We start from the raw sequence: 24,037 nt of genomic DNA, 5'->3' as shown, positions 1-24,037 counted from the left end.
TCGTCTGCGTTCCCGGGCCCGGCGCGATCTCAGGTGTCGTGGGCCACACTCGTTGGCCACGGCAACCATCCGCGGAATAAAGTTGCCTGCGTCAACCTTTCGCCCAGCATGGATCGAGCCGACACCACCGTGACCCTGACCAGCCCCACCGAGCCTCCCGGCAGCTCCGCCACGGCGCCCGCGCCGCAGATGTCGCACCGCGAGGTGCTGGAGGCCCTCAGCGGCCTGCTGCTCGCCATGTTCGTGGCGATGCTCTCCAGCACCGTGGTCACCAACGCGCTGCCACGCATCGTGACCGACCTCGAGGGCAGCCAGACCGGCTACACCTGGGTGGTGGTGGCCACGCTGCTGGCGATGACCGCGACCACGCCCATCTGGGGCAAGCTCGCCGACCTGTTCAGCAAGAAGCTGCTGGTGCAGACCGCGCTGGTCATCTACTCGATCGGCTCCCTGATCGCGGGCTTCGCCACCAGCATGGAGATGCTGATCGGCGCCCGCGTCGTGCAGGGGCTCGGCGTCGGCGGTCTGACGGCACTGGTGCAGGTGGTCATCGCGAGCATGGTGAGCCCGCGCGAGCGTGGTCGCTACTCGGGCTACATCGGCGCCGTGTTCGCGCTCGCCACCGTCAGCGGTCCGCTCATCGGCGGCCTGATCGTCGACAGCCCCCTCGGCTGGCGCGGCACCTTCTTCGTCGGTCTGCCCGTGGCGGCGCTGGCGTTCGCGGTGCTGCAGGTCAAGCTGCACCTGCCCGTGGTCAAGCGCCCCGTCAAGATCGACTACCTCGGCGCCACGCTGATCGTCGCCGGCGTCAGCATCCTGCTCGTGTGGGTCAGCCTGGCCGGCCAGCAGTTCGCCTGGGCCTCGGCCACCACCGCCGTCCTCGTGGCCGCGGGCGTCGTCGTCATCGGTGCCGCCTTGTACGTGGAGGGCCGGGTGGCCAGCGAGCCCGTCGTCCCGCTGCGACTCTTCCGCGACCGCACCACGAGCCTGGCCACCCTGGCCTCCGTGCTGATCGGTCTGGCGATGTTCGGCTCGACCGTGTACCTCAGCCAGTACTTCCAGCTCGCCCGCGGCATGAGCCCCACCCACGCCGGCCTGATGTCGATCGCCATGGTGGGCGGCCTGCTGGTCTCGAGCATCAGCACCGGCCGGATCATCAGCGCCACCGGCTACTGGAAGCGCTACCTCGTGGGCGGCATGGTGCTGGTGATCACCGGCCTCGCGCTGCTCTCCACCATCGACGAGCAGACCTCCCTGGTCCTCGTCGGACTGTTCATGGCGGTGCTGGGCCTGGGCCTGGGCGCCACCATGCAGAACCTGGTGCTGGCGGTGCAGAACAACACCGCGCAGGCCGACATGGGTGCCGCCAGCTCGGTGGTCGCCTTCTTCCGCTCGATGGGCGGCTCGATCGGCGTCTCGGTCCTGGGCGCGATCCTCAGCTCGCGCGTGGCGAGCACGGTGGCCGAGGCCACCGCGGCCGCCGGCGGCTCCGGCGCGGTCGAGCACGAGAGCCACGCCATCCCCGACCTCAGCACGCTCCCGGCCCCTGCCCGGGCGATCTTCGAGAGCGCCTTCGGCGAGGCCACCGGCCACATCTTCCTGGTGGCTGTGCCCTTCGCGGTGCTCGCGCTGCTGGCCGTGCTCGGCATCCGCGAGGTGCCGCTGCGCACCACGCTCGACGTCGACTCGCCGGCGCGCGACGCCGACGGCGTGCCCACGGCCGCGGCGACCGAGCCGAGCGTCGAGGTCGCGGCCGACTCCCACGAGGCGGCTCCGGCAGGTGCGCACCGCGGCGAGAGCGGCGGGCGGCACGCCCGATGAGCGGGGACCGCGAGGAGACCCTGATGGCGCTTGAGCAGGAGTTCGCGATCCTGCTGCGCCGGGTGCGCCGCGTCATCGGCGAGCGCGCCCGCGCCACCCACGAGTCGCTGCAGCCGGCCACCTACCTGATGCTGCGACACGTGGCCGCCCACGGCCCGCTGCGTGCCTCGTCGATGGCGGAGGTCTTCGACGTCGACAAGGGCGCCATCAGCCGCCAGGTGTCGCACCTGGCCTCGCTCGGCCTGGTCGAGGGAAGCCCCGACCCGGTCGACGGCCGCGCCACCCTGCTCAGCGTGACCGACGAGGCCCGCACCCGGATGGCCGACCTCGACGCCCACCGCCGCAAGCGCCTCGACGAGCGCCTCGGTCAGTGGTCCGACGACGAGCTCGCCGACCTGGTGGCCGTGCTCGGCCGCTACAACGCCACCGTGGGGCCCCCGGCCGAGGAGGGTTGAGCCGCCGCGTCGCCAGGTGGTGGCGGTGCCTCCCGCGAGCGCCTCAGACCTCGCGCAGCCACACCGCCGCGTCGCCCGGGAGCAGGCCGTCGGTCACCGGCGCAGTGCCGACGACCGCCTCGGGCACCGCGTCCGCGCCGACGCCGAGCACCTCGGCCAGCGCGGCGGGCTCGGCACCGCAGTTGAGCACCGCGGTCAGCCCACCGCGGCGCACCACCAGCACGTCGCCGACCGCAGTGGCGGTGGCGGTGGTGGGCAGGTCGTGCACCAGCTCGCGCCGGGCCGCCAGCGCGGCGCGGTAGAACGTGAGGGTCGAGGCGGGGTCGTCGTCCTGCGCCTCGACGGTCAGCCCGGCCCAGTCGGCGGGCTGGGGGATCCAGGGCTGCTCGGTGCCAGGACCGAAGCCGAACGGCGGCTCCTGGCCCGACCACGGGATCGGCACGCGGCAGCCGTCGCGACCGACCTTTCCGGTGCGGAACCAGGAGGGGTCCTGGCGGTGCTCCGGGGCGACGTCGACCTCCTCGAGGCCCAGCTCCTCGCCCTGGTAGAGGTAGGCCGAGCCGGGCAGGGCCAGCGAGACCAGGGTGGCCGCGCGCGCCCGCGCGAGGCCCTGGGCGCCGCCGCCGTAGCGGGTCACGTGCCGGTTGACGTCGTGGTTGCTGAGCACCCAGGTGGGAGCGCCGCCGACGGCCTCGACGGCGGTCAGCGTCGTCGTCACGACCTCGGCGAACGAGGCGGCCTCCCACGGGGAAAGCAGCCACGCGAAGTTGAAGGCCTGGTTGAGCTCGTCGGGGCGCACGTAGGCGGCGACGGCGTCCGGGGTGCGCGCCCAGGCCTCGGCCACGGCCATCCGGTGACCGGGGTACTCGGCGAGCACGGCGTTCCAGCGGCGGTAGACCTCGTGGACACCGGGCTGGTCCCACATCGGCTCGTCGGCCAGGTCGGGCGGGTCGATCATCGAGCCGTCCTCGTCCAGGCCGCCGGCCTCGGCGAGGTCGCGCCGCTCCTGCTCGGCCGGCGTGACGACCTGGTCGCGCAGCCCCTCGGCCTTGATCAGGCCGTGGGCGACGTCGACGCGGAAGCCGTCGACACCGCGGTCGAGCCAGAAGCGGAGCACCTCCTCGAACATGTCGCCGACCTCGGGGTTGGTCCAGTCGAGGTCGGGCTGCGTGGAGTCGAAGAGGTGCAGGTACCACTGGTCGCTGCCCTCGACGCGGGTCCAGGCGTGGCCGCCGAAGACCGACATCCAGTTGTTCGGCGGGCTCTCACCGCCGTCGCGACCGGTGCGGAACAGGTAGCGGGCGCGCTCGGGGCTGCCGGGCTCGGCGGCCAGTGCCTGCTGGAACCAGACGTGCTCGTTGCTGGTGTGGTTGGGCACCAGGTCGACGATCACCTTGAGGTCCAGCTCGCGGGCGCGCGCGACCAGCGCGTCGGCGTCGGCCAGCGTGCCGAAGCGGGGGTCGACGTCGCGGTAGTCGGCGACGTCGTAGCCGTGGTCGTGCTGCGGCGAGGTGTAGAACGGCGTGAGCCAGACCGCGTCGACGCCGAGGTCGCGCAGGTGCGGCAGGCGCGAGGTGATGCCGGGCAGGTCGCCCACGCCGTCACCGTCGGCGTCGGCGAAGCTGCGCACGTAGACCTGGTAGACGACGGCGTCGCGCCACCACTCGCGTCGGGTCGGCGCGGTCATTGGATCGTTCAAATCGGCCATGGCGACAAGCGTAGGTCGCGAGCGGGTGTCACGTGAAGTCCGCGGCGTCGACCGAGATCCACACATGCTCGGCCGCGGCCACCAGCGCTCCGGAGGGGCTGTAGAGGCTGGCGCCGGTGAAGGTCTTGCGGCCCTCGCGCCCGCGCAGCTCACCCACCACCACGTGCTCCTCGCCGACGACGGCGGGGTGGTGCACCCGCGCGGTCATGGTGCCCAGCACCATCAGGCGCTCGCCGATGTCGGCGGCCCACGCGCCCGGGCAGTCGACGGCGGCCCAGGTGACGGCGGTGCCGACATCCTGGGCGTTCGCCCCGGGTGCCAGCGAGGGGTCCGGGGTCCAGGTGGCGGCCGAGCGGTCGCCCGTCAGCGGACCGGTGAACAGGCGCAGCCCGTCGCCCGGCTCGCGGCCGGTGCCGCACACCACGCAGGTCGGGAAGGGGTGGCGGGCCAGGCCGGGGTAGCGGGCCTCGGCCTCCCGGGCCTCCTCGACGTCGACCGGCGCCACCGGCGTCGGCTCCTCGCCGGGTCGTGCCGTCGCGACGACGGCGCCGTCGTGGCGGGCGGTGAGCTCCTCGCCGTCACGTGCCAGGTCGAACGGGGTGTCGAGGGGCGGTGGCATCCGCAGTGCCACGCGGACGGCGGTTTCGCGCCCCAGCTCGGCGAGCAGGGCGGCGGCGACGGCGCCCGCCGTCCAGCCGCCGTTGCCCGAACGGGGCGGGCCGCAGAACCGGGCAGGCACGGTGAGCGTCATCGGCGGTGGGGTGCTCACCGGATCTCCTCCCAGCGGTCCAGCGCCTCGCGACGCTCGGCCTTGTGGTCGACGACGGGCTCGGGGTAGCCCACGAGGTCGCGGTCGTCGCTGCTGGGCTCGTGAGGGTCGGCGACGTCGGCGAGCTCGGGCACCCAGCGGCGCACGTACTCACCCTGGGGGTCGAACTTGCGGCCCTGGCTGGTGGGGTTGAAGACCCGGAAGTAGGGCGCGGCGTCGGTGCCGCAGCCGGCGGTCCACTGCCAGCCGTGCTGGTTGGAGGCCAGGTCGCCGTCGCAGAGCCAGTGCATGAAGTGGCGGGCGCCCACCTGCCACTCCAGGTGCAGGTCCTTGACCAGGAAGCTGGCCACGATCATCCGCACGCGGTTGTGCATCCAGCCGGTGGCGCGCAGCTGGCGCATGCCGGCGTCCACGATCGGGAAGCCGGTGCGGCCCTCCTGCCACTCGCGCAGGTGGCTGCCCCTGCTCCGGGGGTCCTCGTACCGCATCCGTGCGAACTCGGGCTTGAGGTACTCGCGGGCGGTGTGGGGCTGGGCGTGCAGCACGTCGGCGTAGAACTCGCGCCAGGCGATCTCCTTGCGGAAGGTGGCGGCGCCCTCGGAGCGCAGCGGCTGCAGGTCGGCGAGCATGGTGCGGGGGTGGATCTCGCCCCACTTCAGGTGCGCCGACATGCGCGAGGTGGCGTCGAGGGCCGGCTTGTCGCGGGCGTCGTCGTAGCCCGCGACGTCCTCCAGGAAGGACTTCCAGCGACGACGGGCCGCGGCCTCGCCGGCCGGCGGCAGCTCGAGCCCGTCCGGCAGCGAGGGGTCGGGGATGTCGGTGGTGTCGGGCAGGGTGTCGATCCAGTCGGGGGAGCGCGGGGCCGGGGCCGGGTCGGCCCAGCCGTGCTCGGCCCAGGCGCGCGAGAAGGGGGTGTAGACCTTGAAGGGAGTGCCGCTGCCGGAGGTCACGGTGCCGGGTGCCACCGCGTACGGCGAGCCGGTGCGCACCAGCTCGATGCCGGCCTCGGCCAGGGCCGCTGCCACGGCTTCGTCGCGCTCGCCGCCGTGGGGGCCGTAGTCGGCCGCCACGTGCACCCGTTCCGCGCCCACGTGCTTGGCCGCGAGCACCACGCGGCGCGCCGGGTCGCCGCGCACCACCTGCAGCGGGATCCGGTCGGCCAGGTCGCGCAGCGAGGCGCCCAGGTACGCCCGGCGCGAGGGGCCGGCCGGGCCCCACAGCGCCGGGTCGAGCACGAACAGGGGCAGCACGGCGCCCTCGCTGCACGCCTCGAGCAGCGCGGGGTTGTCGCGCAGTCGCAGGTCGCGCCGGAACCACATCACGCTCGTCGATCGCTCAGCCACGCCCTCCAGGTTGCCAGCCGGTGCCGCACTCACGCCGGATGGGTAAGAATGGTTCTCGTGAGCGACCTCATCGACACCACCGAGATGTACCTGCGCACGATCTACGAGCTCGTGGAGGAGGGGATCGTCCCCCTGCGGGCGCGCATCGCCGAGCGGCTGCACCAGAGCGGCCCCACGGTCTCGCAGACGGTGGCGCGCATGGAGCGCGACGGCCTGGTCACCGTCGAGGGCGACCGGCACCTCGAGCTCACCGAGGAGGGTCGCCGCCTGGCCACCCGGGTGATGCGCAAGCACCGGCTCGCCGAGCGGCTGCTCACCGACGTGATCGGCCTGGACTGGGAGCTGGTCCACGAGGAGGCGTGCCGCTGGGAGCACGTGATCTCCGAGAACGTGGAGCGCCGGCTCCTGGAGCTGCTCGACAGCCCCACCGAGTCGCCGTACGGCAACCCGATCCCCGGCCTGGACGAGCTGGGACAGAGCGCCGTGGGCGAGCAGTTCATGGACGGCGTCGAGTCGCTCTCCAAGGCCGCGAGCGCCGACGAGGGCCGGGTGCTGGTGCGTCGCATCTCCGAGGAGATGCAGAAGGACGAGCACCTGATGAGCGCCATGCGCCGCGTGGGGGCGATGCCGGACAAGACGATCACGATCGTGGCCACCGAGGAGGGCGTGCTCGTGGGCTCGGGCGGCGAGACCGCCGAGATCGTCCCGGAGGCCGCCGACCACATCTTCGTCACCCGCATGTGAGTGATGTGAGACTGGCGGCGTGCCGCCCGCTCTGCTGCTGATCCCACTGATCCCCGCCCTGATCGGGGGGATCTTCCTGACCGTCGCGGCGGGGATGCGTCGTCACGTGCAGGGGTGGGTGAGCACGCAGGGGCTCGTCGTCGAGCACACCGGACTGATGATGCCGGTGTTCGTCTTCCGCGACCACCGGGGCGCCGAGCACCGGGTGCGCATGGTGCGCGGCTCCGACAGCTTCCCGCCGTCGGTCGGCACGGTGGTGCCGGTGCGCTACGACCCGCAGGCGCCGGGTCGGGCGCGCATCGACACCGCCGGCTACTCCGGAGTCGTCTACGTGTGGGTCGGTTGGGTGCTGGTGAGCATCGCGGTCGCCGCCGAGGTGGTGCTGGCCGCCGCCTACGTCGCGACCCGCTGAGCGGCGTCCTGCGCGAGCACGGGCAGCACCGTCGAGCACCCTGCGTCGAGCGTCAGCGTCGCGAGCTCGTCGCCGCGGGTCGCTCCCCGGTTGACGATCACCACCGGCGTGCCGGCCTTCGCCGCGCGACGCACGAACCGCAGCCCGCTCATCACCGTCAGGCTCGAGCCGGCGACCACCAGGGCACCGCCGTCGGGACCCAGGACGTCGACGGCGGCGTAGCAGCGCGCGACCCGCTCGGCGGGCACGTTCTCACCGAAGAACACGACGTCGGGCTTGAGCACGCCGCCGCACACCTCGCAGCCCGGCACGTCGAAGTCGCGGGTGTCCTCGAGGTCGACGTCGCCGTCGGGCCGCGCCTCGGCGCCGGCGTGGCGGCTGAGCCAGTCGGGGTTGGCTGCTGCCAGCCGCTCCTGCAGGCGCGTGCGGGGGGAGGTGACCCGGCAGTCCAGGCACACCACCTCGGCAATGCGGCCGTGCAGCGCGACCACCCGGCGTGAGCCCGCCGCCTCGTGCAGCCCGTCGACGTTCTGGGTGATCAGCAGCCGCGGGTCCAGGGCCGCCACCGCGCGGTGCCCGGCGTTCGGCTCGGCGCCGCGCATCCGCGCCCAGCCCACGTGGCTGCGTGCCCAGTAGCGCTGCTGGGCCGCCTCGCCGCCCACGAACTCCTGGAAGGTCATCGGCTGGCGGCTCGGCGACCCCGGTCCGCGGTAGTCGGGGATCCCGGAGTCGGTGGAGAGCCCGGCGCCGGTGAGCACCACGAGCTCGCGGTCGTGCAGCAGGTCGCGGACGTCGTCGAGGGTGCCCGCGTGCGGTCGCGGGCCGCTGCCCGCGGTCGCGGTGCCGGGCGGGGTCGTGCGCGGACGGATCGTCATCGGCGCCGGCCCGCTGTCAGCGGCCGTAGCGCACCGCCGCCCGGGCGCGCGCCTTCTCGGCCTCGACCTCGCGGTCCTTGGGCGGGGCGGTGGTGACCAGGTCGTCGAGCAGGTGCCGGGTCACGTGGGCGATCTCGGCGACGGCGCGGTCGAAGGCCGCCTGGTTGGCCTGCGAGGGCTTCGCGGACCCGCTCACCTTGCGCACGTACTGCAGCGCGGCCGCCGTCACCTCGTCCTCGGTGGCCGGTGGCGCGAAGTTGTGGAGCTGGCGGATGTTGCGGCACATGGCCCCAGGTTACGTCGGAGCCCGGGCGGGTCACACGGCGAAGAACGAGCCCCCCGACGGCGTGGAGAGCACCACCCGGCCGTCGGGCAGGGGCACCAGGCGGACGGCGTCGACGTCGGTGCCGTACTCGGCCACCACCATCTGGTTGGTCATCGAGCCGTCCTCGACGCGCAGCGCCGAGACCCAGCCGGTGCGACCGCGCGAGCCGCGGGCGACCACCGTGAGCGCCACCCGCTGCTCGGGCAGCCAGGTGAACTGGCGGGGGTCGGCGCCGGCGAGCGCCTGCGTGCCCGGCGCGTAGCCGACGACGTCGAGCCGCCGCGGGCTGGTCAGGTCGCGCACCTTGAAGAGCGCGGCCTGGGCGCCCCACGCGCCGCGGGGGCCGACCGGGCCCTGGCCGATGCCGATCAGCCGGCGGCTGCCCAGCGGGTGCAGGTACTCCGAGAACCCGGGGATCTTCAGCTCGCCGAGCAGCGTCGGGGCCTCGGCGTCGGTGAGGTCGACGGTGTAGAGCGGGTCGATCTGCCGGAAGGTGACGACGATCGCCAGCCCCTCGAACCAGCGCACAGACTCGATCTGCTCGTTCACCCCCAGGCGGTCGAGGCGCCCGACCTCGACCAGCTCGTCGCCCTCGCGGCGCAGGGTCAGCACCGAGTTGAAGTTCCCCGTGCGCGAGCTCGCGCCCACGGCGAGGCGCAGCACGCCGTCCTGCTCGTCCAGTGCCCACCGGTCGGCCACCAGGCCGTCGACCTCGCCTGACCCCACGTAGTCGGCGCCGGTGCCCGCGAGCGCGAAGTCGAACAGCTGGGTGCGGCCGGCGGCCTCGGGCGGCGACGTGGGGGCCGCGCAGTCGCCCCAGCACTCGCCCCACCAGCCCCACTCGGGGGTCGCCGCGGCGAGGTACAGGTGCTCGGCCGAGGCGTAGGCGATGGTGGTGGCCGCGGCCAGCGAGGTGACGTCGACCTCGGCCAGCGAGGCCAGCGAGTCGGCCGCGGCGGCGTCGAAGCCGAGCACGCTCACGGTGTCGAGGCCCAGCTCGGAGCGAGGGATCGCGACCTCGCCGCAGTCGGCCAGCCGTCGCGGCTCTCCGCCGTCCAGGCTGGCGGTCGGCAGCCAGTCGTCGATCGTCGTCCCACGCACGAGCGCCTCGTTCTGCTCGGCGGCCTCGGTGAAGCTGCGCGAGCTGCCACGGGAGTCCGGGGCCGAGAACGGCAGGTCCGGCAGACCCGCCGCGGTCACCAGCCGCACCGCGTCGCCGTGCAGCCGGGCGGTCACCAGGCCGGAGTCGACGTCGAGCACGTGCTGGACGGCGGGAGCGGCGGGGTCGGCGCCGTCGATGGTGAGCACCAGCGTGCGCTCCTGGACACCCTCCTCCACCCGGCCGAGCGCGACGACCGTGTCACCGGCCAGCAGGATCTCGACGCCGGTCAGGTCCTCGACGCCGGGTGCCTCGCCGAGGTCGAGCTCGGCCAGCTGCTCCACCTGCTCGCCGCTCACGTCGGAGGCGGTGAGCACGTCGCCGTCCACGCGCCACAGCGTGGTGCCGTCGGTCTTGACGACGTCGGGCTCGTCGACGCCGGCCTCCTGCACGTTGGTGCCGGTCTCGCTGCTGGTGGCGCTCTGGGTGACGGGAGCGGCGCCGTACGCGCGGCTCAGGCTCATGGCGTCGGCGGACTCCTCCACCGGCACTGCGGTGCGCAGGTCGTCGAACCCGCCGCCCTGCTCCCAGCCGTAGGGCCCGACCATCTCGGCGCCGCGGTCGCGGTAGTGCTGCAGCAGCGCCTCGCAGGAGCCGGCCGCCACCAGGCGCCCGGAGAAGACCGCGGGCTCGGCGCCCGAGCCCGAGCCCGAGCCCGAGCCGGACCCGGCCGCGGGCGGCTCGTCACCCGGGCTGGTGGGGCCCTGCGCCACCTGCACCCCCACGAGGAACGCCCCGCCCAGCGCGGCGAGCGCGCCCACGGAGCCCAGGGGGCGCAGCCAGCGGGGAGCCGGGCGGCGCGCCGGGACCCGGGAGGCGGGCGCGACGGCGCGGCCGGCGCGCAGGATGCGGTCCACGGGTGCGGGGCCGACGGGCAGGTCGTCCCAGAGGTCCTCGAGGTCAGTCACGGTGGTCTCCTTCGTCCTCGCCGGACGGGCTCCCGGGGGAGCGGGTCAGCGACCCGGTGAGGTGGCGGTCGGTCGAGAGCTGGGCCAGCGCCCGGGAGAGGCGGCTCTTCACGGTGCCGGCGGGCACGCCCAGGGCGAGCGCGGTCTGCGCCTCGGTGAGCTGCGCGAAGTAGCGCAGCACGACGACGTCGCGGTGCGCCCGGGTGAGGCCGGCGAGGGCGCGGTGCACGGCGTCGGCGGTGTCGACGGCGGCCGTGCCGTCGGGCACCGCCGCCTCGGGCAGCCGGTCGGTGCTGCGCTCGCGGCGCCACGGACGGCGGTGGCTGTCGCGCAGGGCGTTGACGAGCATGCGGTAGACGTAGGCGTCACGGTTGTCGGCGGCACGCACCCGCGGCCAGGCCGCGTAGGCCTTGACCAGGGTGGTCTGCGCGAGGTCCTCGGCGTCGGCCAGCGTGCAGCCCAGGAACACCGCGGAGCGCACGAGCGTGCCCCAGGCACCGTCGGCGTAGGCCGCGAACTCCGCCTCGTGCTCCACACCGCCCCCTCACCGTGCCGTCATCGTGGCGCCGCGGGTGCGACGCCGTCAGCCGTACGACGCAACCGCTCGGCGGCGGGTTCCCTGCGATCTGGCCGGTCTGGGAGCATGGCGCCCATGGCTGCCAGCGACGCGTCGGACCGCCCCTACGACCTGGTGCTCGTCGGTGCCACCGGCTTCACCGGGGGGCTGACGGCCGACTACCTGGCCGAGCACGGCCCGGCCGGCCTGCGCTGGGCGCTGGTGGGTCGCAACCAGGGCAAGCTGGAGAAGGTCCGCGCCCGCCTGGCCGAGGCGCACCCGGGCAGGAGCGACCTGGCCGAGCTGCCGCTGCTCGTGGCCGACGCCACCGACCGGGAGGCGCTGCTCGGCGTCGCGCGGCAGGCGCGCGTCGTCGTCACCACAGTCGGGCCCTACCTCCACCACGGCGAGCCGCTCGTGGCGGCCTGTGCCGAGGCCGGCACCGACTACGTCGACCTGACCGGCGAGCCCGAGTTCGTGGACCGGATGTACACCGCGCACCACGCCACCGCCGCGGCCAGCGGGGCCCGGATCGTGCACGCCTGCGGCTTCGACTCCATCCCGCACGACCTCGGCGCCATGTTCACCGTGCAGCAGCTCGGCGCGACCGGGCCGATCACGGTCCGCGGTGTCGTCCGCGGCGGCGGCATGGTCTCCGGCGGCACCTTCCACTCCGCGATGGCCGCGATGTCGCGTCCGCGCCAGATGCGCCAGGCCTCCTCGGAACGGCGCAAGGCCGAGGGTCGCGCCACCGACGGCCGCTCGTCGCGGGCCGTGGCGGGCAAGCCGCACCGCGACAGCCGCCTGGGCTACTGGCTGCTTCCGCTGCCCACCCTCGACCCGTTCGTGGTGGCCCGCAGCGGCCGCGCGCTCTCGTTCTACGGCCCCGAGTTCCGCTACTCCCACTTCGCCGGCGTCAAGACGCTGCCCTACGCCGCCGGTGGCGCGATGGGCGTCGGCGCCCTCACCCTCGCCGCGCAGGTCGGCCCGCTGCGCAAGCTGCTGCTCGACCGGATGCCGCAGGGCCAGGGCCCCGACGCCGCCAAGCGTGAGAAGAGCTGGTTCACCGTCGACTTCGTGGGCGAGGGCCAGGTCAACGGCACCGCCACGACGGTGCACACCCGCGTCTCCGGTGGCGACCCCGGCTACGGCGAGACCGCGAAGATGCTGGCGGAGTCGGCGCTGTGCCTGGCTTTCGACGACAACCCCCACACCGCCGGCCAGGTGACCACCGCCCAGGCGATGGGCGACAACCTGCTCGGCCGGCTGCGGGCCGCGGGCATCGCCTTCGACGTCGTCACGGACTGACGGCAGATCCCGACAGAGCCGCGAGCCGTGGTCGAGCGCCGCCTGCTGCTGCACGCCGGCATGCCCAAGACGGGCACCTCGGCGCTGCAGGCCGCCTTCGCGCGGAACGAGCGGCTCCTCGAGGCGGCGGGCGTGCACCATCCCGAGGGCGGTGCGCACCGTCGTGCGCTGCGCGGCAAGGTGACGGCGGGCAACGCCGGGCCGCTGACCCCCTGGTTGCGTGGCGGCGACGAACCCAGTCGCGACGAGGTCGCCACCTGGCTCGACGACCTGCTGGGTCAGACGCCAGCGGGGGCGGACCGGGTCCTGATCTCGTCGGAAACCTGTTTCTACGCCGTTGTAGAACGGGCGACCGCGCTGCGCGAGCTGCTGGCCGAGCGAGGATGCGGCCTGGAGGCGCTGGTGCTGGTGCGCGACGCCGTGCCGTGGACGGTCTCGACCTACGGCCAGCACGTGCAACGCCTCGGTCACGCCGGATCACTGGCGCAGTGGGTTGAGCAGTTCCGGCACGTGTACGCCGACTGGCGGACCCGCCTCACTACCCTCCGCGAGGTCCTCGGCCCCGAGTCGCTCACCGTGCTGCACTACGACTCCCACCGCGCCGACCTCGTCGGCCACGTCTTCGCCGAGGTGCTTGGGGTGCCGACCGCGACACCGCCGCGCCAGGACGCCCCGGTCAACCGGACCCTCGGAGCGCGGGAGGTCGCCTGGATGCGCGAGGTCAACGCCTCGATCGACGACGTCGACCGCGCCCGCGGGGTGGGCAACGTGCTGCTCAAGGGCGAGCCGCTGGTCGGCGACGTGCCGCTGCGCGCCGGTCGCGCCGAGGCCGCGCGCATCGCCGAGCTCGCAGAGCCCCACGTCGCCTGGGTCAACGACACTTTCTTCCACGGTGGGCCGGTGCTGGGCACGGGGCTCGACGCCGCGGCCGACGCCGACGTCGACACTGCTGCGTCGGTGACGCTCGGCGACGACGAGCGGGCCGCGCTCGGGCTCGCCGTCCACCTCGCCGAGCGCCTGCCCCGCGGCTCCGGCGTCGACGCCGAGGTGGCCGAGCTCCGCGGGCGCCTGCAGGAGGAGAGGCGACGGCGACGCGCCGCCGAGCGACGGCTGCGTCGGGTCGAGGTCGAGGATCCCGACACGTCGACGCCGGACGAGCCGTCGCCCGGCAGGTGGCGAGCGGCGCTGCGTCGTCGGCGCTGAGCCCAGCCTGCCCACCTCGTTTGCGGGTGGGCAGGGTGGGCAGGGTGCTGCTGGCCGCCATCCACGGCCGCCCCGTCGCCCAGGAGGAGCCGTGCCCGGTCGAGCTCGAGCAGCACGGCGGTTCCTGCCGGCGGCGCTGGCCCTGCTCGCTGTGTCCGTGGCGGGCTGCGGCGGCGATCCCGAGGAGGAGTTCCTGGGGTCGTTCCGTGACGACGCGGCCGCGCTCGCCTTCGTGGTCGACGGCACCGTGCCCGCCGGCGTGGAGGAACCCGAGACGCTGCCCTCGGATCGTCCCGGGCGGATCGGCTGGATCCTGACCCGACCCGACGACGGGCAGGGGATCTCGGCGTCCGACCTCGAGCTGGGCCTCACGCAGGCCCTGCGGGACGACCCCGCGCTCGCCGACGACCTGCTCGACGGCGTCTCGGCCGCCGAGGCGCCGCTGTCGGAGTCGGGGGCGGAGCGGGTCCTGGTGGAGCTGACGGTCCTTGCCCCGCGGGTGCTCGCCGCCGTGCGCAGCCAGACACCGGAGGCGGCGGACCTCGACGTCGAGGAGGTGCTGGACGTGCTGGGCAAGGCGGGTGCCACCACCGGGGCGGACGCCTTCGGCTTCCTCCAGCGGTTCGACGACCTGGTGGCGCAGGGGCTCAGCAGCGACCTCCGCCCTGCCAGCGACCTGTCCGCGTCCCGCTGGCGCGATGCCGTCGCAGCTGCCGACCAGACGTGGATTCGACCGGCCGCCCGGGTGCGCGGCGCGCTCGTGCGCGACCTGTGCGCCGGCGACCCCGACGTCGACACCTGCCGTGCGCCGCTCGACGAGCTGGCGGAGGACCTCGACCGGCAGGTCGCCCAGGTCCTCTACGACACCAGCCCACCGGCGCTGCTGCCGGCGCTGCTGCCGGCGCCGCTGCTCGCAGACGGGAGCCGCGAGCCCCTGAACGACCTGAACCGTGACGCGTGGAGGGTCGTGGTGGAGCAGGCGGGCGTCGACGTGCCCGCGGCGGTGCGGGAGGCCGCCCTCGGCCAGGGGTGAGCCGTCGGTAGGAATCGTCAGGGCTGGTGCACCGCGGGTCGGTGCCCTCGTTTGGCCTCCTGGATGCGCTCGTACACGTGGGTGCGCAGCTCGGCGAACCTGGGCTCCGACCTGGTGGTCAGCTGGTCGCGCTCGTCGGGCAGGTCGATGACGACGTCCTCGAGGACGACGGTGGGTGAGCTGGACAGGATGACCACGCGCTGGCCGAGGTAGACCGACTCGTCGATGTCGTGGGTCACGAAGAGGACGGTGACGCCGAGGCGGTGCCAGAGCGAGCGCACCAGGTCCTCGAGATCGGCGCGAGTCTGGGCGTCGACGGCGGCGAAGGGCTCGTCCATCAGCAGCACGTGCGGCTCGTAGGCGACGGCGCGCGCGATCGCGACACGCTGCTGCATACCTCCGGAGAGCTGCCAGGGATACTGCCTTCCGGCGTGCCCGAGACCGACGGCCTCGAGAGCCTCGGTGACGAGCTCGCGGCGGCGCGACGCCGAGACACCCAACTTGTCCTTGAGCGGCAGCTCGACGTTCTGGCGGACGGTCAGCCAGGGGAACAGGCTGCGGCCGTACTCCTGGAAGACCACCGCCATCCCCTCAGGTGGGCCGGCCACGCGCCGCCCCTCGAGCACGACCTCGCCGACGCTGGGCTCCATCAGCCCGGCGATGCAGCGCAGCAATGTGGTCTTGCCGCAGCCCGACGGGCCGACGATGCAGACCAGCTCGCCTGGTCGTACCGAGAAGGTCAGGTCGCGCACCGCCTCGACGGCGGCGCCGCTGCCCGTGTAGGTCTTGCCCATCCCCACGACGTCGAGGGCGTACGTGCCGCCGGACTCGGCGCGGCCGGGCTCGAGGGTGGTGTGTGCGGTCATGGTCACGCCTTTCGCTGGGCCGCGCGCAGGCCGTGGTACCAGGCCAGGACGCGACGTTCGACGAGCTTGAAGAGGAGGGAGAGGGCGACGCCGATCAGTCCGAGGAGGATGACGCCGCTCCACATCTGGGGGATCGCGAAGCTGCGCTGGAACTGCACGATGGTGAATCCCAGGCCGTTGGTAGCGGCGAACATCTCGCTGATCACCATCAGGATCACCCCGATCGCCAGGGCCTGGCGCGCCCCGGCCATGATCTGCGGGCTGGCCGCGCGCAGCAGCAGGGTGCGTACGAGGCGCCAGCGCCCGAGGCGGTAGCTGCGCGCCGTCTCCCGGAGCACCGGGTCGACCCCGCGCACACCCTCGACGGTGTTGAGGAGCACCGGCCACACGCACCCGGAGGCGATGACGGCGACCTTCATGCCGTCCCCGATCCCCGCGAACAGCATGATCACCGGGACGAGGACCGGCGGCGGGATGGCCCGCAGCAGCTCCATCGGCGGTTCCAGGACGGCGCGGAGAGTGCGCGAGGAGCCGATGAGCAGGCCCGCCGCGATGCCGAGGACGAGCGCGATGGCCAGTCCGGCGAGCAGCCGCAGGATGCTGGGCAGCACGTCGGCGAGCAGGCGCTCCCGGGTCCAGGTCTCGCCGAACGCCGTGACGATCTCGCGCAGGGGCGGCCAGTAGAAGCTGGTCGAGTCGGCGGTGGTGAGCCACCACGCGGCCACCAGCGCGACCGGGAGCGTCAGCGCCAGCAGGACGCGACGGACTCCCGCGCCGAGCAACCCGCCGTGTCCACGTGGGCCGGCCGGCACCGCGGTGGGTGCTCGGTCGGGTGCCGGCCCCGGCGTCGTCACGGCCCGCACTCCTGCGCCATCGCTGTCGGGACGGCTCACCTCGCTGCTGGTGCCGGCGCTCACGACGTCGCTCCTCGGACCGAGGGGTGCCAGTGGAGGGCGCGCCGCTCCACCGTGCGCGCGAGCAGGTTGACCGCCACGCCGATCAGGCCGGTGACGAGCACCAGCGCGTACATGGTCTCCACGGCACCGGCCGACTGCGCAAGCGCGATGATCCGGCCGAGCCCGGGTGAGCCGATGATCAGCTCGCCCGTGATCTCGAGGATCAGCGCCACCGCCGCCGCCAGCCGGAAGCCGGTCACCGCGTACGGCATGACCGTGGGCCACACGACCGTGCGGATCCGGCGCCAGGTGCTGAGGCGGTAGGAGCGGGCGGTCTCGGCGGCGACGGGGTCGATGTCCTGCACGCCGTAGACGACCTGGACCAGCACCTGCCAGAAGCTGGCGTACACGACGAGCAGGAGCGTCGAGGTCATGCTGCTGCCGAACAGCAGCACCACCACGGGGATGAGCGCGACCGACGGGATGGGGCGGAGGAACTCCACCGTGGTGGCGGTGGCCTCCCGCAGGAAGGTCGAGCTGCCGAGCACCACCCCGGCGACCACGCCACCGACCATCGCGATCGACAGGCCGAGCGCCCAACCGCGCACCGTGGCGAGGAACGCCTCCCAGAAGGCGGCCTCCCCGGCCTGTGCCGCCAGGGCCTGGACCATCTCGCTGAACGGGGGCAGGTAGGCCGCATCGACGACGCCGACCCGCGGCACCAGCTCGAGCACGAGCACGAACCCGGTTAGCCCGAGGCCGCCCAGGACGATCCCGGGCACGGGATGCCGCGCCGGCCGCGTAGGCACGGGCGCGGACGTCGACTCCGGTTGCGCGCTCGGGGTCACCTCCATGCTGCCGACGGGAGCGGGCATCACGGCATCATCGCCTCGACCTCGAAGGCCTCGTCGATGATGCCGTACTCGAGCATCAGGTCAGCGGTGCGCTGCAGCTCCTCGCCGTCCAGCTCGGCCTCCCAGCTGGGCAGCTCGACGGACTCCACGACCTCGGCCGGGACCTCGGTGTAGGTGGGTACCAGCTCGACCAGCCGCTCGCGGTCGCCGTCGAGCTGCTCGGCGGCGTCGGCCAGCGCGGTGCGGATCTCCTCGACGGCGTCCGCGTTCTCCTCGGCGAACTCCCGGGTGGTGATCCAGCCGGCGACGGGCATGCCCTCCACAGAGCCGGCGAATAGGTCAGCGATCTTGCGCAACCCCGCTGCGGTCGCGCTGGCCTGGAAGGGCTCGACCTGCCAGATGGCGTCGACGTCGCCGCGGTCGAGCGCCGCCTGCATGTCGGGGTAGGGCATCTCCACGAGCGAGACGGCGTCGGCGTCCAGGCCAGCGTCCTCGAGCTGCGACTTGATGGCGACGGTGCCGATGTTCTGCAGGTTGTTGACCGCGAAGGTCGCTCCCTCGAGGTCGGCGACCTCCTGGATCGGCGAGTCGGCCGCCACGAAGATGCCGTGGTCGGTGGCGCCCACGTCGTTCCCGGCCACGAACACCAGGGGAAGGCCCTGCTGGGCGCCCAGGATCGCCGAGGTGTAGTTGGCGTAGGTGATGTCGTAGTCCCCTGCCATCAGGCCGGGGATCGCCTGGGCGCCGCCCGCGGTGGCGACCAGCTCGACGTCGAGACCGGCGTCGTCGAAGATCCCGGCCTCGTCGGCCTCCACGGCGGTGGCGGTGTGCACGAGCGGGAAGTAGCCGACCTGGATCGCCTCGGCGGAGCCGCCGTCGGCGTCGCCGTCGCCACCGCAGGCGGAGAGGGCGAGGGTGAGGGCGAGTGCCGAGGTGGCCAGGGCGCCGGAGCGGCGGAGGTGGAGCGTCATGCGGGGTGTCCTTTCTCGGACCGGCGTGCGCCGGTCGGGGCATCTGGGTTCATGGAGGTCGTGGTGGTCAGTCAGGTGCTGAGGTCCCAACCCGACCGGTCTCGCCCGCGAAGGCGTGGGCGAGCATCCAGGACGGCGTGGGAGAGATGCGGGCGTGCGCCACGAGCGGTCCGGGCGTGCCCGAGTCCAGCCAGTCGGCGATCGCGCCGAGGTCCTCGAGGCTCTTCACCGTGACGGCGGCCGCGCCGAGGCCACGGGCGATGGCGGCGATGTCGGTCGGGGGGAAGGTGACGGTCCCCAGGTCCACACCGGCGGCGCCCCCGGGCGCCGTGCCGGCGAAGTGGTGCACCTCCGCGCCGTAGGCCTGGTCGTCGTAGACCACGACGAGCAGGCGCAACCGCAGCCGGACCGCGGTCTCGAGCTCCGCCAGGCCCATGTGGAAGCCGCCGTCGCCCACGCCGCAGACGACGACGCGGTGTGGTTGCGCCACAGCCGATCCGACCCCCGCGGCCAGGCCGAGACCAACACACTGGAAGGCGAGCGGCAGGCAGTAGCCGGCGGGGTCGGGGACCGAGAGGAACATGGCCGGCCAGCCGGAGAAGTTGCCGACGTCGGTGACCACGGCGCGCTCGGCGGGCAGCAGGTCGTCGAGCGCGAAGGTGAGCGTGCGCGGATCGACGGTGGTCTCGGTGCTGTTGTCCTCGTACGGGACGTCACGCCAGCGACCCTCGGCCTTCAGCCGGTGCGCCACGTCCTCGGCGCGGTACCCCTGGTGCTCGACGTCGCCGATCTCGTGGAGGACCGCGCGGGCCGTCCGGTCGACGTCGCCGACGATGCCGACGTCGACGGGGTGGTGGAGACCGATCGCGTGCTCGACGTCGTCGACGTGCACCGTGGTGGTCCTCGAGAGCAGTGCTCCATCCAGGGAGGTCCACCGGTTCAAGCTGGCACCCCACACGACGAGCAGGTCCGAGTCCCGGACCAGCTCCTGGCTCAGGGGAGTGCCGAAACCACCCATGCACCCCACGTGCCAGGCATCGTCCTCCACGAGGCCCCGGGCGACCGCGCTGGTGAGCAGCAGTGCACCCGTGCGCCGGGCGAGCTCGCGCAGGGCCGGGCCCGCCTCGCGGGCTCCTCGCCCGCACAGGAACACCGGGCGCTGGGCGTGACCCAGCCGGGTGGCGAGGTCGGTGACGGCGTCCGGTGTCGCGCACGGCCGGCTGCGCGTCGTGGCGCGGGTCCCTCGCGCGAGGGTCGGCGCGATGGCGGTCTGCACGTCGAGCGGCATGCTGAGCACCACTGTGCGGCGCTCGTCCCGCGCGCGGCGGTAGGCCCTGACGGCATCGGCGCCCGCGGTGGCCGTGGAGTCGAGCCGGACGAACTCGGCGCCCACCGCGCCCGCCAGCGCAGCCTGGTCGACGGCGAAGTTGGCCAGCGGCTGGCTCGCGGGCGTCTCGGCCGTGAGCACGAGCAGCGGCGTGTGGCTCTTGGCTGCCTCGGCGATCCCGGTGACGGCGTTGCTGTACCCGCAGCCCTGGTGCAGGGAGACCGCGGCCACCTCACCGGTGGTGCGGGCGTGGACGTCGGCCATCACGGTGGCACCGGTCTCGTGACGAGCAGCCACGTAGGAGGCGCCGTGGGCGCGCAACGCGTTGGTGACGACGAAGTTGCCGCTGCCGACGACGCCGAACACCTGGCGGATCCCCTCCGCGGCGAGGAGCCGGCCGACCTGCTGGGCGACGGTCTCGGTGCCCGCTCCCGCCGGGCCGGCCCCCACCGGGCTCACGCGGCCACCAACCGGACCGGCAGGGACGCCCAGGCGCGCATGGTGTTGTTGAGGTGGCGTCGTGGCTCACCGGCGAGCTCGATCCGCTCGACGCGTCGCGCCAGCACGCGCAGCAGGCTCTCGGCCTCGAGTCGCGCGACGTGCTGGCCGACGCACTGGTGGATGCCCATGCCGAAGCCGACGTGGCCCGAAGGATCGCGGCCGAGGTCGAAGCGGTGGGGGTCCTGCCAGCGGCGGGGGTCGCGGTTGGCGGACCCGAGGAACATCAGGATCTTGTCGCCCTCGGGGACCACGCCGCCGGCGACGGCGATGTCCCGGGTGGCGGTGCGGAAGAACGTCTGGACCGGGGACTCCCAGCGGATCGCCTCGTCGAAGGCGACGCGGGCGCGGTCGGGGTCCGCGCGGAGCACGGACCACTCGCCGGGGAAGCTCACGAAGCCGTTCAGGATTCCGGCGATCGCGTGCACCGTGGTGTCGACCCCTGCAGAGAGCAGCGATCTCACGATGGTCGGTGCCTGCGCATGCGTGATGTCGCCGCGGTCGGCCGCCGCCCAGATCTGCGCGCCGAATCCGTCAGGCGTGAGCACCTCTCGCTGGCACTGTGCGTCCACCCAGGCAGCGACCTCGCCGATGCGGGCCTTCCCCTTCTCGACCAGGTGGTTGTCGGGTCCGAAGGCGTTGAACAGGTGGTCTCCGTAGGGGAGGAGGTGCTCGCGACCTTCGTCCGGCAGCCCGACGGCGTCCGGGAAGACCCGCAGGGGGAAGGTCTCGGCGATGTCGCGCACGGCGTCGACCTCGGAGCGCTGCAACAGCTCCTCGACGAACGTCTCGGCCGCCGCGGCCCACTGCTCGCGCAACGATCGCAGGGCGCGGGGCGCCAGGATGGGCTCGAGGACGTGACGCGGAGCGTCGTGGTGGGGCGGGTCGGTCTCCAGCAGCAGGCTCGGCGGCCGCCACGGCTTCTCGCGTCGGAAGTTGCTCAGGCCGACGCCGGCCGAGGACTGGAAGCCCTGCCAGTCCACGAGAGCCGCGTGCACGTCCTCGTAGCGGCCCATGCCGAAGATGTCGTAGCGCTCGAGCCGGACCAGGGGCCCGCTCTCGCGCAGCTGCTCGTGGAAGGGAAGGGGATCGGCCAGCACCTCATCGCTGAACGGGTCGACATCCAGCGAGGGGACCGCCGTCGCGGGGGCGGGGGCGTGCAGGGTCATGGTGGCGCTCCTGTGATGGTCGTGCCGGTCGGGTCGAGTCGGGTCGTTCTGCAGCGGGAACCGGGAGGACGGGGAGTGGGTCAGAGATCGAGGACCAGCCGGTCGGAGACCGACCGGGAGACGCAGGGGAAGAAGGTCGCGCCGCTCCGGCGCTCGTCGTCGTCGAGCAGCGAGTCGCGGTGGTCCGGGTCGCCGGCGAGCACGGCGGTCTCACACGTGCCGCACACGCCCTGCCGGCAGGAGGCGAGCACGGTGACACCCGCTTCGCCGAGGGCGTCGAGCACGCTCACGGTCGGCGGCACCTCGAGCACGCGGCCGCTGCGTGCCAACTCGACCTCGTAGGGGGTGGTGCGCGCCGGCCGCGGCTGCTCCTTCGCGGAGAACCGCTCGGTGCGCAGGTGACCGGCGGGCAGGTCCGTGCACACCTCCTCGACAGCGCTCAACAGGGGCCCGGGTCCGCAGCAGTAGACCTTGGTGCCGGGCGGTCGTCCGGCGACGACGCCGGCGAGGTCGAGCAGGCCGTGGGTGTCCTGGGGGCGGACCAGCACGCGGTCCCCCCAGACGGCGAGACGGTCGAGGAACGCCATCGAGGCCCGGCGGCGCCCGCCGTAGAGCAGCGTCCACGGCGTGTCGAGCCTCGAGGCCTGCTCGAGCATCGGCAGCAGCGGCGTGATCCCGATGCCGCCGGCCACGAAGAGGTAGTGCTCGGCCGGTACCAGCCGGAAGTTGTTGCGGGGGCCACCGACCTGGACGTGGTCGCCGACGCCCAACCGGTCGTGCACGAAGGCCGACCCGCCAGACCCCGCGGGCTCGCGCAGGACGGCGATCTCGAAGGCGAACGGGTCCCAGCGGTCGCCGCACAGGGAGTACTGGCGGGTCAGCCCGTGGGGCAGACCGAGGTCGATGTGTGCTCCCGGGGTCCAGTCCGGCACCCGCTGACCGGCAGGGTCCACCAGCCGGAGCCGGCACACACCCTCGGCCACGAGGGTCTTCTCCGCGACGGCGAGCGTGACCTGGCCGCCCTGGGTCGGTGCCGTGTGGCGACGGTCGGTGAGAGCGGTGCTGGACATGCCCCGAAGGATGTGGGGCAGGTGACCCCGATCACGAGCGCAATCCCATTGAACGGGTCGAGCGATGTGGGCGGCGTCACCTCACGCCGGCCGGCTCAGCTGCTCACGACGGGTCCGCGCAGCGCTCTCTCCAACCCCCGGGCGGCCGCGCGCAGGGCTCCGAGGTGCGGGGTGACGTGATCGCCCTCGCTCGGGACGACGATCGCCAACCCGGCGATCACCCGCCCGCCCGGGTCGCGCACCGGGACGGCGACGCCGGTGGCCGCCGGGTCGATGAAGCCGGGGCACACCGCGTAGCCCTGTCGGCGTACGTCGGCCAGCATCCGGCGGAGCTCGTCGGGAGTCCGGACCGTGCGCTCGGTGTAGGTGCGCAGCGGGGCGGCCAGCACCTGCTCCTGCAGGGCGCGCGATGCGTGCGCGAGGAGCACGATGCCGCTCGAGGAGGCGTGAAGCGGCAGGCGTCCGGCGATCTTGGTGATGTTGATGACCGCGTTGCGCGCCGAGAGCCGCTCGAGGAAGAGCACCTCACGCTGGTCGAGCACGCCGAGCTGGGTGTGGTGGCCGACGATCGCCAGCAGGTCCTCCATGAACGGCATCGCCACCTCGCGCAGCGCCAGGGTGGGGGAGGCGCGTGAGGCCAGCTCCCACATGCGGATGCCCACGCGCACCCGCCCTTGGTCGTCACGGCGCAGCAGCCCGTGCGAGGCCATCTGGTCGACCAGGCGCGACGTCGTCGACGTGGTCAGGTCCGCCCGTGCAGCCAGGGCGCTGATGGTCAGCGCCGGCATCTCGGGGTCGAAGGACTCCAGGATCCTCACGACGCGCTCGATGACCGACTCGCCCGACGGGGAACGCGCCACCTGGCCTCCTGGTGCCTCCTGGTGTCCTGGTGTGTCCTCGTCCCAGCATCGCACCGATGCGGGGGTTCCGGCGCGCGACGCCCGCCGTCACCGCACGAGGGAGCGGCCGATGCCCTGGGCGGCCACCTGCAGCGCCGTCACCAGGCGGGCACGGTCGCGCCGCAGCGACGGGACGACGGCGCCCACCGCCGCCACGACGTCCCCCTCGCCCAGACCGCCCAGCCGCACGGGCACGGCGACCGAGCAGGCGCCGAGGGTCATCTCCTCCACGGTGGTGGCGTAGCCCTCGCGCACCACCCGGCGCAGCTGGTCCTGCAGCCGGGTGGGGTGGGTGATGGTGTGCGGCGTGGCACGCGTCAGGGTGGCGAGCGCGGCCTTGCGGACCTCGCCCGGCGCGTGCGCCAACAGCACCTTGCCCACCCCGGTGGTGTGCAGTGGCAGCCGCGACCCCACCGTGCTCACCACCGGCACCGAGGCTCGGCCCGAGAGCCGGTCCAGGTAGAGCGCCCGGTCCCCGTCGCGGATGGCCAGGTGCACGGTGGCGAGGGTGGCCGCGTGCACGTCGGCCAGGAACGGCGCCGCGACCTCGCGCAGCCCGGTCTGCACGGGTGCCAGCAAGCCGACGTCCCACAGGCGACGCCCCACCACGTAGGCGCCGTCGGCCTGACGGACGAGCGCGCCCCCCTGCACCAGCTGGCCGACCAGCCGGTGCGTGGTGGGGACAGGCAGGTCGGCCCGACCCGCCAGCTCGGTGAGGGTGAGCCGGCGGTGTCGCTCGTCGAAGGCCGACAGCAGGGCGAGCACGCGCTCGACGACGCCGGACCCGGCGCTGCGATGGGCCGAGGTGTTGCCGGCCATCGGCTCCTCCTGTCTCGCCACGCCCAGCACTGCTTCCGCTGAGCGGAAG

At 73.7% G+C, this 24,037-nt stretch carries 23 protein-coding genes; 7 read left to right on the top strand and 16 right to left on the bottom strand.

Features of this window, described 5'->3' with window-relative positions; all coding sequences use genetic code 11:
• Positions 1-108: 108 nt before the first annotated feature.
• Complete coding sequence (locus ABD948_RS10395) at positions 109-1,821, top strand: MDR family MFS transporter (protein WP_345265442.1); 1,713 nt, start codon at positions 109-111, stop codon at positions 1,819-1,821.
• Complete coding sequence (locus tag ABD948_RS10390) at positions 1,818-2,276, top strand: MarR family winged helix-turn-helix transcriptional regulator (protein ID WP_345265440.1); 459 nt, start codon at positions 1,818-1,820, stop codon at positions 2,274-2,276. The genes ABD948_RS10395 and ABD948_RS10390 overlap by 4 nt, the downstream gene beginning before the upstream one ends.
• 43 nt (positions 2,277-2,319) lie before the next feature.
• On the opposite strand, the gene ABD948_RS10385 is transcribed toward ABD948_RS10390, so the two are convergent.
• The 3 genes from ABD948_RS10385 to ABD948_RS10375 are packed head-to-tail and all read right to left on the bottom strand — an operon-like array spanning position 2,320 to position 6,096.
• Entirely contained in the window at positions 2,320-3,963 is a 1,644-nt protein-coding gene (locus tag ABD948_RS10385; RefSeq protein WP_345265438.1) for a glycoside hydrolase family 13 protein, read from the bottom strand.
• 49 nt (positions 3,964-4,012) lie between these two features.
• Positions 4,013-4,753, bottom strand: a complete 741-nt coding sequence (locus tag ABD948_RS10380; RefSeq protein ID WP_345265436.1) for a hypothetical protein — start codon at positions 4,751-4,753, stop codon at positions 4,013-4,015.
• Entirely contained in the window at positions 4,750-6,096 is a 1,347-nt protein-coding gene (locus ABD948_RS10375) for a cryptochrome/photolyase family protein (protein ID WP_345265434.1), read from the bottom strand. Before ABD948_RS10375 ends, ABD948_RS10380 begins: the two co-directional genes overlap by 4 nt.
• A 57-nt stretch (positions 6,097-6,153) precedes the next feature.
• On the opposite strand from ABD948_RS10375, the gene ABD948_RS10370 reads away from it, so the two are divergent.
• Positions 6,154-6,840 carry an iron-dependent transcriptional repressor DtxR gene (locus ABD948_RS10370; protein WP_345265432.1) on the top strand — a complete coding sequence of 229 codons (687 nt, stop codon included), beginning with the start codon at positions 6,154-6,156 and terminating at the stop codon, positions 6,838-6,840.
• Between the two features lie 19 nt (positions 6,841-6,859).
• Entirely contained in the window at positions 6,860-7,252 is a 393-nt protein-coding gene (locus ABD948_RS10365; RefSeq protein WP_345265430.1) for a DUF3592 domain-containing protein, read from the top strand.
• On the opposite strand, the gene ABD948_RS10360 is transcribed toward ABD948_RS10365, so the two are convergent.
• From ABD948_RS10360 to ABD948_RS10345, 4 genes are read right to left on the bottom strand one after another with little or no spacing between them, the layout of a single operon-like run.
• Positions 7,234-8,127: an NAD-dependent protein deacetylase gene (locus ABD948_RS10360; protein ID WP_345265428.1), complete on the bottom strand. Its 894-nt coding sequence runs from the start codon at positions 8,125-8,127 to the stop codon at positions 7,234-7,236. The two genes, ABD948_RS10365 and ABD948_RS10360, sit on opposite strands and share 19 nt — an antisense overlap.
• A 16-nt stretch (positions 8,128-8,143) precedes the next feature.
• Positions 8,144-8,413 carry a DUF2277 domain-containing protein gene (locus ABD948_RS10355; protein WP_345265426.1) on the bottom strand — a complete coding sequence of 90 codons (270 nt, stop codon included), beginning with the start codon at positions 8,411-8,413 and terminating at the stop codon, positions 8,144-8,146.
• A 30-nt stretch (positions 8,414-8,443) separates the two neighbouring features.
• On the bottom strand, positions 8,444-10,519 hold the full coding sequence (locus ABD948_RS10350) for a beta-propeller domain-containing protein (protein WP_345265424.1): 2,076 nt from the start codon (positions 10,517-10,519) through the stop codon (positions 8,444-8,446).
• The gene (locus ABD948_RS10345; protein WP_345265422.1) at positions 10,512-11,054 is read right to left on the bottom strand and encodes a SigE family RNA polymerase sigma factor; all 543 of its coding nucleotides are present in this window, start codon (positions 11,052-11,054) and stop codon (positions 10,512-10,514) included. Before ABD948_RS10345 ends, ABD948_RS10350 begins: the two co-directional genes overlap by 8 nt.
• Positions 11,055-11,171: 117 nt before the next feature.
• Between ABD948_RS10345 and ABD948_RS10340 the strand changes: the two genes are divergently transcribed.
• From ABD948_RS10340 to ABD948_RS10330, 3 genes are all read left to right on the top strand, one after another.
• A complete protein-coding gene (locus tag ABD948_RS10340; RefSeq protein ID WP_345265420.1) occupies positions 11,172-12,383 on the top strand; it encodes a saccharopine dehydrogenase family protein in 1,212 nt (403 codons plus the stop codon).
• A gap of 27 nt (positions 12,384-12,410) precedes the next feature.
• Positions 12,411-13,586 carry a hypothetical protein gene (locus ABD948_RS10335; RefSeq protein ID WP_345265418.1) on the top strand — a complete coding sequence of 392 codons (1,176 nt, stop codon included), beginning with the start codon at positions 12,411-12,413 and terminating at the stop codon, positions 13,584-13,586.
• 91 nt (positions 13,587-13,677) lie between these two features.
• Positions 13,678-14,619, top strand: a complete 942-nt coding sequence (locus tag ABD948_RS10330; protein WP_345265415.1) for a hypothetical protein — start codon at positions 13,678-13,680, stop codon at positions 14,617-14,619.
• 17 nt (positions 14,620-14,636) lie between these two features.
• On the opposite strand, the gene ABD948_RS10325 is transcribed toward ABD948_RS10330, so the two are convergent.
• The 9 genes from ABD948_RS10325 to ABD948_RS10285 form a co-directional block, all read right to left on the bottom strand.
• Entirely contained in the window at positions 14,637-15,485 is an 849-nt protein-coding gene (locus ABD948_RS10325) for an ABC transporter ATP-binding protein (RefSeq protein WP_345265413.1), read from the bottom strand.
• Positions 15,486-15,487: 2 nt separating this feature from the next.
• On the bottom strand, positions 15,488-16,402 hold the full coding sequence (locus ABD948_RS10320) for an ABC transporter permease (protein ID WP_345265411.1): 915 nt from the start codon (positions 16,400-16,402) through the stop codon (positions 15,488-15,490).
• Complete coding sequence (locus ABD948_RS10315) at positions 16,399-17,256, bottom strand: ABC transporter permease (RefSeq protein ID WP_345265409.1); 858 nt, start codon at positions 17,254-17,256, stop codon at positions 16,399-16,401. Before ABD948_RS10315 ends, ABD948_RS10320 begins: the two co-directional genes overlap by 4 nt.
• A complete protein-coding gene (locus ABD948_RS10310; protein WP_345265407.1) occupies positions 17,256-18,206 on the bottom strand; it encodes an ABC transporter substrate-binding protein in 951 nt (316 codons plus the stop codon). The genes ABD948_RS10315 and ABD948_RS10310 overlap by 1 nt, the downstream gene beginning before the upstream one ends.
• A 67-nt stretch (positions 18,207-18,273) precedes the next feature.
• A complete protein-coding gene (locus tag ABD948_RS10305) occupies positions 18,274-19,992 on the bottom strand; it encodes a thiamine pyrophosphate-binding protein (RefSeq protein WP_345265405.1) in 1,719 nt (572 codons plus the stop codon).
• Positions 19,989-21,200, bottom strand: coding sequence for a cytochrome P450 (locus ABD948_RS10300; RefSeq protein ID WP_345265403.1), 1,212 nt, complete (start codon positions 21,198-21,200; stop codon positions 19,989-19,991). The genes ABD948_RS10305 and ABD948_RS10300 overlap by 4 nt, the downstream gene beginning before the upstream one ends.
• An 80-nt stretch (positions 21,201-21,280) precedes the next feature.
• Positions 21,281-22,270 (bottom strand): PDR/VanB family oxidoreductase, encoded by a 990-nt coding sequence (locus ABD948_RS10295; protein WP_345265401.1) that lies wholly within the window; start codon positions 22,268-22,270, stop codon positions 21,281-21,283.
• Between the two features lie 95 nt (positions 22,271-22,365).
• Positions 22,366-23,130 (bottom strand): IclR family transcriptional regulator, encoded by a 765-nt coding sequence (locus tag ABD948_RS10290; RefSeq protein WP_345265399.1) that lies wholly within the window; start codon positions 23,128-23,130, stop codon positions 22,366-22,368.
• A gap of 87 nt (positions 23,131-23,217) precedes the next feature.
• Positions 23,218-23,988 carry an IclR family transcriptional regulator gene (locus ABD948_RS10285; RefSeq protein ID WP_345265397.1) on the bottom strand — a complete coding sequence of 257 codons (771 nt, stop codon included), beginning with the start codon at positions 23,986-23,988 and terminating at the stop codon, positions 23,218-23,220.
• Positions 23,989-24,037 lie beyond the last annotated feature (49 nt).

This window comes from Nocardioides nanhaiensis, from assembly GCF_039542785.1.
GTDB classification, from domain to species: Bacteria; Actinomycetota; Actinomycetes; order Propionibacteriales; family Nocardioidaceae; genus Nocardioides; species Nocardioides nanhaiensis.
This window is presented reverse-complemented; position numbering and strand designations above follow the sequence as displayed.